Source organism: Pseudomonas sp. 18175, assembly GCF_050432925.1.
Classification (GTDB): domain Bacteria; phylum Pseudomonadota; class Gammaproteobacteria; order Pseudomonadales; family Pseudomonadaceae; genus Aquipseudomonas.
The window spans coordinates 96,001-109,532 of sequence record NZ_JBKFTO010000006.1 but is presented as its reverse complement, the minus strand read 5'-3'; the positions used below and the strand labels follow the sequence as shown (position 1 = coordinate 109,532).

16 protein-coding genes are annotated in these 13,532 nt (G+C 61.6%); 5 read left to right on the top strand and 11 right to left on the bottom strand.

Annotated features, from left to right (window positions below):
* Positions 1–6 precede the first annotated feature (6 nt).
* The 4 genes from rlmH to ACLD1Y_RS10295 form a co-directional block, all read right to left on the bottom strand.
* Positions 7–474, bottom strand: coding sequence for a 23S rRNA (pseudouridine(1915)-N(3))-methyltransferase RlmH (rlmH, locus tag ACLD1Y_RS10310; RefSeq protein WP_003176297.1), 468 nt, complete (start codon positions 472–474; stop codon positions 7–9).
* Between the two features lie 9 nt (positions 475–483).
* On the bottom strand, positions 484–978 hold the full coding sequence (gene rsfS / locus ACLD1Y_RS10305) for a ribosome silencing factor (protein WP_010206793.1): 495 nt from the start codon (positions 976–978) through the stop codon (positions 484–486).
* Between the two features lie 69 nt (positions 979–1,047).
* Entirely contained in the window at positions 1,048–1,692 is a 645-nt protein-coding gene (nadD, locus tag ACLD1Y_RS10300) for a nicotinate-nucleotide adenylyltransferase (protein WP_429477779.1), read from the bottom strand.
* Positions 1,692–2,957, bottom strand: coding sequence for a glutamate-5-semialdehyde dehydrogenase (locus ACLD1Y_RS10295; protein WP_429477777.1), 1,266 nt, complete (start codon positions 2,955–2,957; stop codon positions 1,692–1,694). Before ACLD1Y_RS10295 ends, nadD begins: the two co-directional genes overlap by 1 nt.
* A gap of 175 nt (positions 2,958–3,132) precedes the next feature.
* On the opposite strand from ACLD1Y_RS10295, the gene ACLD1Y_RS10290 reads away from it, so the two are divergent.
* Positions 3,133–3,816, top strand: coding sequence for a DNA-3-methyladenine glycosylase (locus ACLD1Y_RS10290; protein WP_429477775.1), 684 nt, complete (start codon positions 3,133–3,135; stop codon positions 3,814–3,816).
* A 169-nt stretch (positions 3,817–3,985) separates the two neighbouring features.
* The gene (locus ACLD1Y_RS10285; protein ID WP_429477773.1) at positions 3,986–5,302 is read left to right on the top strand and encodes a bifunctional DedA family/phosphatase PAP2 family protein; all 1,317 of its coding nucleotides are present in this window, start codon (positions 3,986–3,988) and stop codon (positions 5,300–5,302) included.
* On the opposite strand, the gene ACLD1Y_RS10280 is transcribed toward ACLD1Y_RS10285, so the two are convergent.
* Genes ACLD1Y_RS10280 through ACLD1Y_RS10270 form a run of 3 tightly spaced genes read right to left on the bottom strand, consistent with a single transcriptional unit; the run spans position 5,299 to position 6,977 of the window.
* Positions 5,299–5,889, bottom strand: coding sequence for an LON peptidase substrate-binding domain-containing protein (locus ACLD1Y_RS10280; protein ID WP_429477771.1), 591 nt, complete (start codon positions 5,887–5,889; stop codon positions 5,299–5,301). The genes ACLD1Y_RS10285 and ACLD1Y_RS10280 overlap by 4 nt on opposite strands.
* 21 nt (positions 5,890–5,910) lie before the next feature.
* A complete protein-coding gene (locus ACLD1Y_RS10275; protein WP_429477769.1) occupies positions 5,911–6,627 on the bottom strand; it encodes an LrgB family protein in 717 nt (238 codons plus the stop codon).
* Complete coding sequence (locus tag ACLD1Y_RS10270) at positions 6,624–6,977, bottom strand: CidA/LrgA family protein (protein ID WP_429477767.1); 354 nt, start codon at positions 6,975–6,977, stop codon at positions 6,624–6,626. Before ACLD1Y_RS10270 ends, ACLD1Y_RS10275 begins: the two co-directional genes overlap by 4 nt.
* 160 nt (positions 6,978–7,137) lie before the next feature.
* On the opposite strand from ACLD1Y_RS10270, the gene ACLD1Y_RS10265 reads away from it, so the two are divergent.
* The 3 genes from ACLD1Y_RS10265 to ACLD1Y_RS10255 all read left to right on the top strand — a co-directional run bounded on the left by ACLD1Y_RS10265 (position 7,138) and on the right by ACLD1Y_RS10255 (position 10,088).
* Complete coding sequence (locus ACLD1Y_RS10265; RefSeq protein ID WP_429477765.1) at positions 7,138–7,593, top strand: MaoC family dehydratase; 456 nt, start codon at positions 7,138–7,140, stop codon at positions 7,591–7,593.
* Between the two features lie 105 nt (positions 7,594–7,698).
* Entirely contained in the window at positions 7,699–9,417 is a 1,719-nt protein-coding gene (locus ACLD1Y_RS10260; RefSeq protein WP_429477763.1) for a C13 family peptidase, read from the top strand.
* A gap of 29 nt (positions 9,418–9,446) precedes the next feature.
* Positions 9,447–10,088, top strand: coding sequence for an oxidoreductase (locus ACLD1Y_RS10255; RefSeq protein ID WP_429477761.1), 642 nt, complete (start codon positions 9,447–9,449; stop codon positions 10,086–10,088).
* 121 nt (positions 10,089–10,209) lie between these two features.
* Here ACLD1Y_RS10255 and ACLD1Y_RS10250 read toward each other — a convergent pair whose 3' ends face one another.
* From ACLD1Y_RS10250 to ACLD1Y_RS10235, 4 genes are all read right to left on the bottom strand, one after another.
* Positions 10,210–10,494 carry a YceK/YidQ family lipoprotein gene (locus ACLD1Y_RS10250; protein WP_429477759.1) on the bottom strand — a complete coding sequence of 95 codons (285 nt, stop codon included), beginning with the start codon at positions 10,492–10,494 and terminating at the stop codon, positions 10,210–10,212.
* On the bottom strand, positions 10,487–11,116 hold the full coding sequence (gene ubiX / locus ACLD1Y_RS10245; RefSeq protein ID WP_017735613.1) for a flavin prenyltransferase UbiX: 630 nt from the start codon (positions 11,114–11,116) through the stop codon (positions 10,487–10,489). The genes ACLD1Y_RS10250 and ubiX overlap by 8 nt, the downstream gene beginning before the upstream one ends.
* A complete protein-coding gene (mpl, locus tag ACLD1Y_RS10240; RefSeq protein WP_429477757.1) occupies positions 11,113–12,462 on the bottom strand; it encodes a UDP-N-acetylmuramate:L-alanyl-gamma-D-glutamyl-meso-diaminopimelate ligase in 1,350 nt (449 codons plus the stop codon). Before mpl ends, ubiX begins: the two co-directional genes overlap by 4 nt.
* 143 nt (positions 12,463–12,605) lie before the next feature.
* Complete coding sequence (locus ACLD1Y_RS10235) at positions 12,606–13,517, bottom strand: hypothetical protein (protein ID WP_429477755.1); 912 nt, start codon at positions 13,515–13,517, stop codon at positions 12,606–12,608.
* Positions 13,518–13,532 lie beyond the last annotated feature (15 nt).

The window sequence follows — 13,532 nt, the reverse complement described above, 5'->3', positions numbered from 1 at the left end:
CGCAGACTATTTGTGGTAAGGGTGCCCGGACAGAACTGTCCAGGCGCGATACAGCTGTTCACCGATCAGAATCCTTACCAACGGGTGCGGCAACGTCAGCGCCGACAGCGACCAGCGCTGGTCCGCCCGCGCGCACACTTCCGGCGCCAGCCCTTCGGGGCCGCCGACCATGAAGTTGACAGTGCGCGAGTCCAGGCGCCAGCGGTCCAGCTCCACCGCCAATTGCTCGGTGCTCCAGGGCTTGCCGTGCACTTCAAGGGTGACGATGCGCTCGTTGGGGCCGACCTTGGCCAACATGGCTTCGCCTTCCTGACGGATAAAGCGGGCCACGTCGGCATTCTTGCCCCGGGTGTTGAGCGGAATCTCTACCAGTTCCAGCGACAGCTCAGCGGGCAGACGCTTGGCATACTCGTGCCAGCCTTCTTCCACCCACTTGGGCATGCGTGAACCGACAGCAATCAGACGCAGGCGCACAGCCGTTCCTTATTCCTGGTCTTTGTTCAGCTTGTCGAAGTGCGCGTGGCCCACTTCCGGGCTGTGGTGCTTGCCATCAGCGGCACGGCTCTGCTCGGCGCCTTTCCACAGACGCTCCAGGTCGTAGAACTGACGGGCGTTGGAGGTCATCATGTGAACGATCACGTCGTCCATGTCCAGCAGTACCCAGTCGCTGTCGCCCTTGCCTTCTTCACCCAGTGGCTTCACGCCTTGGGCTTTGACGGCTTCGCGAACCTTGTCCAGCATCGCGCCGATCTGGCGGTTGGAGGTACCGGTGGCGATGATCATGTAGTCGGTGATGCTTTGCTTGTCACGCACGTCCAGCACCTGGATGTCCTGGGCTTTAACGTCTTCCAGGGCGGCCACGGCGACTTTGACCAGTTCTTCGCCCGCCAGCTCAGGGCCGGTGTGGGCTTCGACTGGCAGCGGGGCGCTTTTGAAGGTGCCTTTGCGCTTAACTTTGCTTACGTCTTTGTTCGTCATATAAAACTCGTTTTGCTCGTATGTTCGGGCGCTCGCTGTACGACTGTTCGTACGATCAAGCGCGCCTTTTCAGTTCGACGCACGGTAAAGCCCGTGCGCATCGATGTAGGCCAGGACCGCGTCAGGCACCAGGAAACGTACCGACTTACCGCTGGCCAGCAGTTGACGGATCTGGGTGGCGGACACCGCAAGCGGGGTCTGCCAGACGAATGCAATATTCCCGCTTGGTCCGGTCAGGGCCAAGGGGTCACTTACCGACCGCGCAGCCAGCAGGTTGCGCAAGGCATCCGGCGGTTCGCTGTCGGCATCCGGGCGTTGCAAAACCAGGATGTGGCAATGCTGGAGGAGTTCCTCCCAGCGATGCCAAGAGGGCAGGCCGCAAAATGCGTCCCAGCCCAAAAGCAGAAACAACTGGTCATCGGCGCCCAACTCGGCGCGCATCAGCTCCAGGGTGTCAACAGTGTAGGACGGTTTATCGCGCTTGAGCTCGCGGTCGTCCACCACCAACGGCGCTATGCCCTCAACGGCAAGGCGCACCATTTCCAGGCGTTGTTGCGGCGACACCTGCGGTGTATCGCGGTGCGGCGGCCGGAAATTGGGGGTCAGGCGCAACTCATCCAGCGCGAGGGCATCCGCGACTTCCAGGGCACTGCGCAAATGGCCAATGTGCACGGGGTCGAAGGTACCGCCGAGCAGCCCGATGCGTTTAGCCATCAAGTGCGCACATGACCGTCGCCGAACACCACGTACTTCTCACTGGTCAGGCCTTCCAGGCCAACCGGGCCACGGGCGTGCAGCTTGTCGGTGGAAATACCGATCTCAGCCCCCAGGCCGTATTCAAAGCCGTCGGCAAACCGCGTCGAAGCGTTGATCATCACCGAAGCAGAGTCCACTTCGTTGAGGAAACGCCGCGCATCGCTGAAATGCTCGGAGACAATGGCGTCGGTGTGCTTGGAACCGTAGGTGTTGATGTGCTCGATGGCCTCATCCAGGTCATCGACGAGCTTGATCGACAGGATCGGCGCGGTGTATTCGGTGTACCAGTCAAGCTCGGTGGCTTCGATCACGTCCGCGCCCAACAGTGCACGGGTACGCACGCAGCCGCGCAACTCCACGCCCTTGTCGCGATAGATGGCAGCCAGCGGCGGCAGCACACGCTCGGCGATGCCGGCGTGCACCAGCAGGGTTTCCATGGTGTTGCACGGCGCGTAGCGGTGGGTCTTGGCGTTGTCGGCGATGCGAATGGCTTTGTCGATGTCGGCAGCGATGTCGATGTAGACGTGGCACACGCCGTCCAGGTGCTTGATCACCGGCACCTTGGCATCGCGGCTGACGCGCTCGATCAGGCTCTTGCCACCGCGTGGCACGATCACATCGACGAATTCCGGCATGGTGATCAGCGCGCCGACGGCGGCGCGGTCGGTGGTTTCCACCACTTGCACCACTTCGGCAGGCAACTCGGCCACGGCCAGGCCCTGCTGGATGCAGGCTGCGATGGCACGGTTGGAATTGATCGCCTCGGAACCGCCCCGCAGGATGGTGGCGTTGCCGGACTTGAGGCACAGGCTCGCGGCGTCGATGGTCACGTTCGGGCGCGACTCATAGATGATGCCGATCACGCCCAGGGGCACGCGCATCTTGCCCACTTGAATGCCGGACGGCAGGTAGCGCATATCGCGGATTTCACCGATGGGGTCAGGCAGCTTGGCCACCTGACGCAGGCCTTCGATCATGTCGTCGATACGTGCCGGGGTCAGCGCCAGGCGATCCAGCAGCGCTGGCTCCAAACCATTGGCACGGCCGTTGGCCAGGTCCAGTTCGTTGGCGGCGGTGAGCTCGGAGCGCGAAGCATCCAGAGCGTCGGCGGCGGCCAACAGGGCGCGATTCTTCTGCGCAGTGCTCGCACGGGCGATCAACCGCGAGGCCTGACGGGCAGCGCGACCCAGGCGGGTCATGTAGTCAAGAACGGACTCAGTCATGGTCAGGGAGTCTTGGCAGGGAGGAAAGCGGCAGATTATAGCTGTGACGCCGCCCGACTGACAGCGGTGAGGGGCGGATGGTCGAAATGAACTGTAAAAACTTGGGGTTCAGGCGAAATTAAGCTGGGAGTTGTTACTATTCCGTCACATTTAGCCGTATTAACCTCAGACCGCCATGCCCAGCCCAGCGCCCCAACACCCCGCCAGCGCCCTGCCCGACAGCTTCTTCGACCGTGACGCGCAAATGCTAGCGCGAGAATTGCTCGGAAAAGTCATACGCCATCGCGTCGGCGAAATCTGGCTTTCGGCGCGAATTATTGAAACCGAAGCCTATTACGTGGCCGAAAAAGGCAGCCACGCTTCACTGGGCTACACAGAAAAGCGTAAGGCTTTGTTTCTAGATGGTGGCCACATCTACATGTACTACGCCCGTGGCGGCGACTCACTGAACTTCAGCGCCCAAGGGCCGGGCAATGCGGTGCTGATCAAATCGGCCTATCCGTGGGTCGATGAGGTGTCCGGGCCGGCGAGCCTGGCGCAGATGCTGCTGAATAACCCGGATGCCAACGGCCACCCTCGCCCGTCACAAAAGTTGTGTGCCGGCCAGACGTTGCTGTGCAAGGCCTTGGGTTTGAAGGTGCCGATGTGGGATGCCAAGCGTTTCGACCAGGAGCAACTGTTCGTGGAGGACGTAGGGCAGACACCGGGCCAGATTATCCAGACCACGCGCCTGGGCATCCCCAGCGGGCGTGATGAGCATTTGATGTATCGCTTCGTCGATGCTGGCTACGCGCCGTATTGCACGCGGAACCCGCTGCGCCGAGGCCAGGTCGAAGGCCGGGATTATTTTTTGGTTTGAGCATTGATACCCGCCACACCACAGATCCAATGTGGGAGCGGGCTTGCTCGCGAATGCGGTGGATCAGCAATACATGCATTGACTGACACACCGCATTCGCGAGCAAGCCCGCTCCCACAGTTGATCTTCACGGTCTCAAGTTATGTATTTCAAGAATGGAGTTGAGTGTATGGGCCAATGGCTCGATAGCATCACTGGTTGGCTGACCCTGAACCCACAATGGCTGGCGGTGGCCGTATTTATCGTCGCCTGCGTGGAGTGCCTGGCCATCGCCGGGCTGATCGTGCCAGGCACGGTGTTGCTGTTTGCCATTGCGGCGCTGGCCGGCAGCGGTGCGTTGTCCCTGAGTGAAACCCTGCTGCTGGGTTTTCTAGGCGGCTTGTTGGGTGACGGGGTTTCCTACTACCTGGGCCGACATTTCCACCAGAACATCCGGCGCCTGCCCGGCCTGCGCCATCACCCCGAGTGGATGAATGGCGCAGAAACCTACTTCCACAAATACGGTATCGCCAGCCTTCTGGTAGGACGCTTCATCGGCCCGCTACGCCCCATGCTGCCGATGGTTGCCGGGATGTGTGACATGCCCTTCCCGCGCTTCGCCGTGGTGAGCATCCTGGCTGCCGCCGGTTGGTCGGTGGCTTACCTGCTGCCGGGCTGGGCCACCGGCGCGGCGTTCCGCCTGCCATTGCCGGAAGGTTTCTGGCCCGAGGCGGGGGTTGTCGCGGCAAGCATCGCGGTGTTGCTGGGGTTGAGCTTGAACAGCAGCCTGCGCGGTCACCGTCGCGCCATGTTATGGGTTGGCTGCGCCAGCCTGACCTTGTTGATCGCACTGTTTATCGGCTATCCGCACCTCAACGACTTTGATCAGGGCTTGAGCGCCTTGGTACAGGAACACCGCAGTCCGTGGCTGGACGAGGTGATGGTGCGCGTCACCCTGCTGGGTGAGTTCAAGAAGATGTTTATCGCCAGCGCCCTATTCACCGGCCTGCTGCTACTGGCACGGCAATGGCGTCACGCGCTGTTTGTCGGCGCCACACTGGCTGGCGCGGCGGTGATCAACACCGGCACCAAGTTGTTTTTCGCCCGTGGCCGCCCGGAAATCCTCACAGACCCGCTCACCAGTTTCAGTATGCCCAGCGGTCACGCGTCCGGCGCGTTTGCGTTTTTCCTGGCGCTGGCAGTGCTGGCCGGTCGTGGCCAGCCCACGCGCCTGCGCTTGACCTGGCTGTTATTGGGCTGCATCCCCGCCGCATTCATCGCATTGTCACGGGTGTACCTCGGCGCCCATTGGCCCACAGACATCCTGGCCGGCACGTTGCTGGCAATGACGGTGTGTGCATTCAGCCTGACGATCATCCAGCACCGCAGCCCATTACCGCCCATGTCGCAAAAAGCCTGGTGGCTGATACTACCGGCCCTGGTCGCGACGCTGGGCATCATCGCCTTTACCGGCACTGAGCATGCGCTGCTGCGGTATGCCTATTAAGTGAACAACTCGCCCTGCAACTCATCGAGCAACATCTGGATCGCATCCAGGCGTTGCTGCGGGTCGTCGAGTTGCAGCAGGTCGATCTTGTCGGCCTCGGTAAAGGGCAGCAGGTAGGCGAGTTGATTGCCCAGGGCCTGCTGGCCGTCGGCATGGGCGCCCATATCCAGCGAGGCAACCATCGGATGTTCGGCCAAGGCCTGGAGCAGCGCCAGCAGGTCGGCGTCTTCTTCTTCCAGCGCTTGGTCCGGCAGCTCTTCGAGCCATTGCACCTCGGCCACCAGCAACTGGTCCTTCTGCACGCCGGCATCCCGCACGCGGAAACGTCGCCCGCCTTCGACGCGAATCCCCAGCAGGCCGTTGTCCTGTTGTTTGAAATCGCGGATCAGCGCCTCACACCCGATCAACGCGTAGCCATCCGGGGCCATACCCACTTCGCTGCCGTCGAGGATGCACACCACGCCGAAGCTTTCGCCCTTTTTCATGCAGCGGCTGATCATGTCCAGGTAGCGCGCCTCGAACAGTTGCAGGTCAAGGGTGCAGCCAGGGAACAGCACGGTATTGAGCGGGAACAACGCCAGACTCATAAAGGTTTCCTTAAACCTGGTTTATACAATCACCGACACGGCCAGCGGCAAGAACACCGCTGTGGCCACGCCCATCAGACTCATGGCCAGCGCCGCAAAGGCGCCACACTCTTCGCTCTCTTGCAACGCCACCGAGGTGCCGACGGCGTGGGCGGTCATGCCCAAGGCCATGCCGCGCGCTTCGGGGCTGTGTACACCTAGGCGCGACAACAGCGCCGGGCCGACCATCGCGCCCACCACCCCAGTGATCAGCACAAACACCGCAGCCAATGCCGCCACGCCGCCGATCTGCTCGGCCACCAACATGGCAATCGGCGAAGTCACCGACTTGGGCGCCATGGTCATCAACATCATGTGTTCGGCGCCAAACCAGTCGCCCAGCAGCACGCACAGGCCGGTGGTCAATATGCCACCTACCACCAGCGTAGTAAAAATCGGCCAGAACAATTGGCGAATACGCCGCAGGTTCAGATAAAGCGGCACCGCCAGGGCGACCGTCGCCGGCCCCAGCAGGATGCCCATGATCTCGGTGCTCTTGCGGTATTCGGCGTAACTCAGGCCACAGGTGAGCAACACGCCGATCACCAGCAGCATGGAGACCAGCACCGGTTGCAGGAAAATCCAGCGGGTTTTCTCAAAACCCGCGAGTACCAACTGATAAGCGCCCAGGGTGATGCCGATGCCGAACAAGGGATGATGAATCACTGCCGTCCACGCGCCGTGCCAGTCGAAGATCATTGGCCCTTCTCCTTGCGCTTGACCATCTGCTGCATCAGTACGCCGACAAACGCCATGGCGATTACCAGCGACAGCACCAGGGCACCGACAATCGCCCAGAAGTCCGCCAGGATATCCTTGGCGTACACCATCACCCCCACCGCCGGCGGCACCAGCAGCAACGGCAAGTAGCGCAACAGACTGCTGGCGGCCAGGCTCAAGGGTTCGCCGACTTCACCGTTCCAGATCAAAAAGCCGAGCATCAGCAGCAGCCCGATAATCGGCCCCGGCAAGATCGGCAACAGCAAATGGTTGATCGCCGTACCGATCAATTGGAACAGCACCAGCCATGTCAGCCCACGTAACAGCATCCGTTCTCTCCCCCTTTTTAGCGTGCCGGCATTATAAGCACGCCCGCGCTATGCACCGGCATTCGCCAAAAGCATGGTGGCTTGACCGGCCCCGCTGCCCATGATGATCTACATTGGATCTCGCACACTTATAAAAACCGATGAACCAAGGAGAGACGCAATGCCCTATGTACCTGTAGCGCAGCTCAAAGATTATGTCGGCAAGGAACTGGGACGTTCCGATTGGCTTACCATCGACCAGGATCGCATCAACCTGTTTGCAGAAGCCACTGGCGACTATCAGTTCATCCACGTCGACCCGGTCAAGGCCGCGCAAACCCCGTTTGGCGGCACCATCGCCCACGGGTTCCTGTCGTTGTCGCTGATCCCCAAGCTGATCGAAGACATCCTGATCATGCCCGAAGGCTTGAAGATGGCGGTCAACTATGGCCTGGACAGCGTGCGTTTTATCCAGCCTGTGAAGGTCGACTCCCGAGTGCGCCTGCAGGTCACCCTCACTGACGCCACAGAGAAAAAACCCGGGCAATGGCTGCTCAAAGCCGCGTGCACCCTGGAAATCGATGGCCAGGAAAAACCGGCCTACATTGCCGAGTCGTTGTCACTCTGCTTCGTGTAAGCCCGACCCTGTGGCGAGGCACTGAAACTCGCCACAGGCTATGTAAATTTATGTATGAACCTCGCGGCTGCGGCATACTCGGCGCTCAATTACCCGGATCCCGCTATGCGCCCACTTGCTCCCCTTGCCCTTGCCCTGTTGCTCACCGCTTGCGGAGACGGCGAATCGCTGTTGCCGCCCGATGCGCGCCTGCCCGATGGCGGCCGCTACCGGGGCGATGTGGTCAATGGCCTGCTGCAAGGCCAGGGCCGCGTGGACTACCCCAACGGCAGTTGGTACGCCGGCCAGTTCGACAAGGGCCAGTGGCACGGCCAGGGCGAATGGCATGGCAGCAATGGCGAGGTCTATAAAGGCCAGTTCCAGCAGGGTCTGTTCGATGGCCAGGGCAGCCTGACCACCGCTGGCAGCCACTATGTGGGCGGTTTCAAAAATGGTCGGCGCAACGGCGAAGGCACCCTCAAAGAGGGGCAGATGACCTATCGCGGCGAATTCAAGGACGACCAGTATTCCGGCCTCGGTCGCCTGGAATTGGCCGACGGCAGCCAATACCAGGGCCAGTTCGCCCACGGCAAGCCCAATGGCGAAGGCCAGCGCAACGACGACAGCGGCAACCAGTTCAGCGGCCACTTCGTCGATGGGCAATTGGAGGGCAACGGCACCTTCAACAGCGCTGATGGCGACATTTATGTCGGCCAGTTCAAACAGAACCAGCTCAACGGCAAGGGTCGCTATGAAAACGCCGATGGCGACGTATGGATCGGCCAGTTCAAGGAAGGCGCCCTCAGTGGCAAAGGCGAACTGATCGGCGTGGACGGCAGCCATTATGTCGGCCAGTTCAGCGACTGGCGCTTTACCGGCGAAGGCCGCCTGAACCTTACCGACGGTAGCTTCTACATCGGTGGCTTCGACAGCGACAGCTATCAAGGCCGTGGCACCCTGGTGCTCACCGATGGCACCGTGCAGGCCGGCACCTGGGTCAATGGTATGCGCGTGCGTGACGCCGACGGCAAGCTGTTACCCGATCCGTTGGAGATCGGGGTACTGGCTCAGGGCCACCTACTGGATACCGCCCTCGCTGCCGTGCCTGCCTCCACTCCTGCCGTGGAGCTGTACACCCTGGTGCTGGCGGGCGATGGCAAACAAAGCGTGTTCCTGCGCGAAGCCGATTACGTCAGCAACATGCTCGCTACCCGCTTTGGTGCACGCGGGCAGATCCGCCTGGTCAACCACCGCGACCATATCGCCGATCGCCCCTTGGCCACCCGCGAAAGCCTGCGCCGCTCCGTACAAACCCTGGCCGAGCGTACCGGCCCGGAAGACCTGGTGTTCATTTATATGACCAGCCACGGCACCCACGAACACGAACTGGTACTGGACCAGCCGCGCATGGAGCTGGCCGACCTGCCCGCCGACGAGCTGGCCGCCGTGCTGGCGCCGTTAAAGAATCGCGACAAGATCATCGTGATTTCCGCGTGCTATTCCGGTGGTTTCATCCCAGCGCTCAAAGACGACCGCACCCTGATCATGACCGCCTCCCGCGCCGACCGAGTGTCCTTTGGTTGCTCCGAGGAAGCCGACTTCACCTACTTCGGCGACGCCCTCTTCGCCCAAGCCTTCAACCAGACCGACGACCTGCAGCAAGCCTTCAAGCTGGCGCAACTGCATGTGGCTGAACGCGAACAGGCGGACAGCTTCGAGGCGTCCGAACCGCAGATTTGGGCCCCCAAGGGCGTAATCGCCCATTGGCAACTATTACGCAAACAGCAGGCACGAAAGGCGCTCGAAAGCGTCTCAATGAATAGCAAGGAAGCCAAAGGCAACTAAGCTGTAATGTGTAACAAGGGGGAAACACCATGTACCTGACACCTCAGCATATCCTGCTTGCCGGCGCCTCCGGCCTGACCGGCGAACACCTGCTCGACCGCCTGCTTAACGAACCCACCGTGGCCCGCGTACTGGCGCCCAGCCGCAAGCCACTGGCTGAACACCCACACCTGGAAAACCCAGTGGGAGACCCAGCGGTATTCCTGCCGCAATTAAGTGGCCGCGTGGACCTGGCTTTCTGCTGCCTGGGCACCACCATTAAACAAGCGGGCTCGGAGGCGGCGTTCCGCGCCGTTGACCTGGATATGGTGGTGGCCTTTGCCAAGCGCGCACGGGAAATGGGCGCTCGCCATCTGGTGGTGATCAGCGCGATTGGCGCCGACCCGAAATCCTCGATCTTCTACAACCGGGTCAAAGGCGAAATGGAACAGGCGCTCAAGGCCCAAAACTGGCCGCAGCTGACCATCGTCAGGCCATCGCTGCTGCTGGGTGAGCGACTGGAACCGCGCTTGGCCGAACAACTGGCGGGGCCGTTGTCGAAGCTGATCCCCGGCAAATACCGTGGCATCGAAGTGTGCGAACTGGCCCGGGCTATGTGGCGCCTGGCGCTGGAAGAGCAGGATGGGGTGCGGGTGGTGGAGTCGGATGAGTTGCGTAAGCTCGGCAAGTAGATTTCAGCGACCAGACGGGCCTCATCGCGGGCAAGCCCGGCTCCCACATTTGACCTGTGTGAACCCGATCAAGTGTGGGAGCTGGCTTGCCTGCGATGAGGCCGGCACTAACCCCACACCCTCAAAGACCGCCCGTGGCGTTGAAGCCAACCCCCAGTACTGTCAGCACCGACAACGGCAACAACAGCGTGTCGAGCAACGCACTGGCCGGCAGGTCCACCTGGGGATAGCTCGGGGCCTCGGCACCAAACCGGTCCCTGGCGCAACATCCCCCATTGATCGCATACAGATCCAACCGCGTGCCGGCATACACCACTGGCGCGCCGGGTTGCGCCGCATCCAGCGTGCGTGCGGTGGCGCAGCCTGTCAGTTGCAGCGCCAGCAGGATCAGCAGCGCCTTATTCATCGCTGCTCAAATGGTGTTCGCCCCAACGCGGCAGCATGTCTTGGGGGATATTCAGCAGGTTGAGAATGCGCGCCACCACAAAGTCCACCAGGTCATCGATGGTCTGCGGCTGGTGATAGAAGCCCGGCGACGCTGGCAAAATCGTCACGCCCATGTTCGACAGCTTGAGCATGTGCTCCAAGTGAATGCTCGAATACGGCGCTTCACGTGGCACCAAGATCAACTGGCGACGCTCCTTCAAGGTCACATCCGCGGCGCGCTCGATCAGGTTGTTGCAGGCACCGGTGGCAATCGCCGACAAGGTCCCGGTGGAGCACGGCACCACCACCATCGCCGCAGGAGCCCCGGACCCCGAGGCCACGGGTGACATCCAGTCTTCCTTGCCGTAAACCTTGATCTGCCCCGCCGCCGCACCGGTGTATTCGGTGAGGAACGCCTGCATCATCTGCACCTTGGGCGGCAGCGCCACGTCGGTCTCGGTGGCCATCACCAACTGTGCGGCCTTGGAGATCAGGAAGTGCACCTCACGGTCTTCGCGTACCAGGCAGTCCAGCAGGCGCAAGCCGTAGGGCGCGCCCGATGCGCCGGTCATCGCCAGGGTGACGCGTTCCGGGCCACTCATTTCAATGCCTCAGCCAGTTTGCCGTGCAGGCCACCGAAGCCACCGTTGCTCATCACCACCACGTGGGTGCCAGGCTCGGCGATTTGCTTGACGTGTTCGATGATGCCTTCGATAGAGTCGCAGACTTTGGACGGTACAGTGCATTGCGCCGCAATCGCCGGTAAATCCCAGCCCAGGTTGGCCGGCGCGTACCACACCGCCTGGTCAGCGTCGTTGACGCTCTCCGGCAGACCATCGCGGTGAGCGCCTAGCTTCATGGAGTTGGAGCGCGGCTCGACGATGGCAATGATCGGCGCGTTGCCGACACGTTTGCGCAGGCCATCCAACGTAGTGGCAATCGCAGTCGGGTGGTGGGCAAAGTCGTCGTAGATGGTAATACCGTTCACATCGGCGACTTTTTCCATACGCCGCTTCACGCTTTTGAAGGCGCTCAATGCTGCGACGCCCATGGCTGGCACTACGCCCACATGCCGTGCGGCCGCCAAGGTGACCAAAGCGTTGGCAACGTTGTGCTGGCCGGTCATGTCCCACTCGACGACGCCTTGGGCCTCACCTTCGAACAGCACTTCAAATCGGGAGCCGTCGTCACTGAGCAAGCTGGCCTGCCACTGCCCGCCCGCGCCGGTGGTTTGCACCGGGGTCCAGCAGCCCATGTCGATCACTCGCTGCAAGGCCGGCTCGGTGGTCGGATGAATGACCAGGCCTTCGCTCGGGATAGTGCGCACCAAATGGTGGAACTGCCGTTCGATCGCCTGCAGATCGGGGAAGATATCCGCGTGATCGAACTCAAGGTTATTCAGGATCGCCGTGCGCGGGCGGTAATGGACGAACTTGGAGCGCTTGTCGAAGAAGGCGCTGTCGTATTCGTCGGCCTCGATCACGAAGAACGGGGTATCACCCAGGCGCGCCGATACCGAGAAGTTCTGCGGCACACCGCCGATCAGGAAGCCCGGGCTCATGCCCGCATGCTCCAGCACCCAGGCCAGCATGCTACTGGTGGTGGTTTTACCGTGGGTACCGGCCACGGCCAGCACCCAACGGCCTTGCAGCACATGGTCCGCCAGCCATTGCGGGCCAGAGACATAAGGCAAACCTTTGTTGAGTACGTACTCGACCGCCGGGTTGCCACGGGACATGGCATTACCGATCACCACCAAGTCCGGGACCGGGTCGAACTGCGACGGATCGTAGCCTTGGGTCAACTCGATGCCCTGGGCCTGGAGTTGCGTGCTCATGGGCGGGTAAACGTTAGCGTCGGAACCCGTGACGTGATGGCCAAGCTCTTTGGCCAGAACGGCCATAGAGCCCATGAACGTACCGCAAATACCGAGAATATGAATGTGCATAGTCGACCTCGTAAAACATCGAGGCAGGTTAGCGCAGGGGGGCAAAAATCGCACTCTTTAGCTGACGGCGCCACCGCCCCCCCGCGACTAAACCGGGCGTGGCTCAAGCTACCCACACGCCCGGTTTATTTCAAAAGGCCAGGTCAGGTCTTTTTAGACCGGGTCTTGGCAGCATTCTCAGCGCCCTTGAGCAGCAGCAGACGTTCCACCGCCGTTTCAATCGCCCGGCAACGCTGCTCGACGACCTCCACGCGGATACCTTCCTTGCCAGAAGCCGCCTGCTCCGGCGAGGGCTCATAAGGCGTGAAGACAATGCCGTGCTCCTTGGCCAGGTTGGTCATCATCTGTTCCGACACCGTCAGCATTTTCTCAAGGTTGTCGAGCCTGGAGCCTTTCTGCTTGGGCCATTTTTCATCGATACCCAAAGGGGTGTCGGTGGAGCCGGACACAACCGTCAGCAACCCTTCGGCAATGCCCCAGACGGTTTTTTCTGCACGATCCAGGCGTGGGGTCGGCGACGCCGTGTCTGTGGAGCTGACCGCTGGGGTGGTTGCGGCCGCTCCAGGTAGATGCGCCGGGGGCAAGGCCGCGGGCACATAGGACGCCTTGATTCGCTCTTGGACCGCAACAGCCCCGGCGTGGGCCCCCACGTTGAAAGGGGCCGTAACCAACCCCGTGATACCAGCACTGATGAACGCATCCCGAGCCACCAGGCCTGCCGATGGCGCTGTCGGAAATACGCCCGCCTTGACCAAGCGCTGTGCATCCATCAATCGCCTGGCGGTATCGGCCACCGTTACTTTCACCACGGGCTTGGCCAGCACGACCGTGCCAGAGGCCGCGCTGTGTTGAGCCTGGATTTTCTTCGCCAGGTTCTTGAATTTGTCCGCCACCGTCGCCCCGGATGGCGGGTGAGAAATAGCCAGGTTGGGCAGGCTTTTGGATTTGGGTAGCACGGGCATCGTGGCAGGTTTGCCCAGGTTGTTCAGGCTGAAACTTCTGGGCAAGGCCGAAGAGCCACTCTTGAACCCCGGCAGGCCTCGCTTGGTGCGCACATGCGGCTGCTGAGA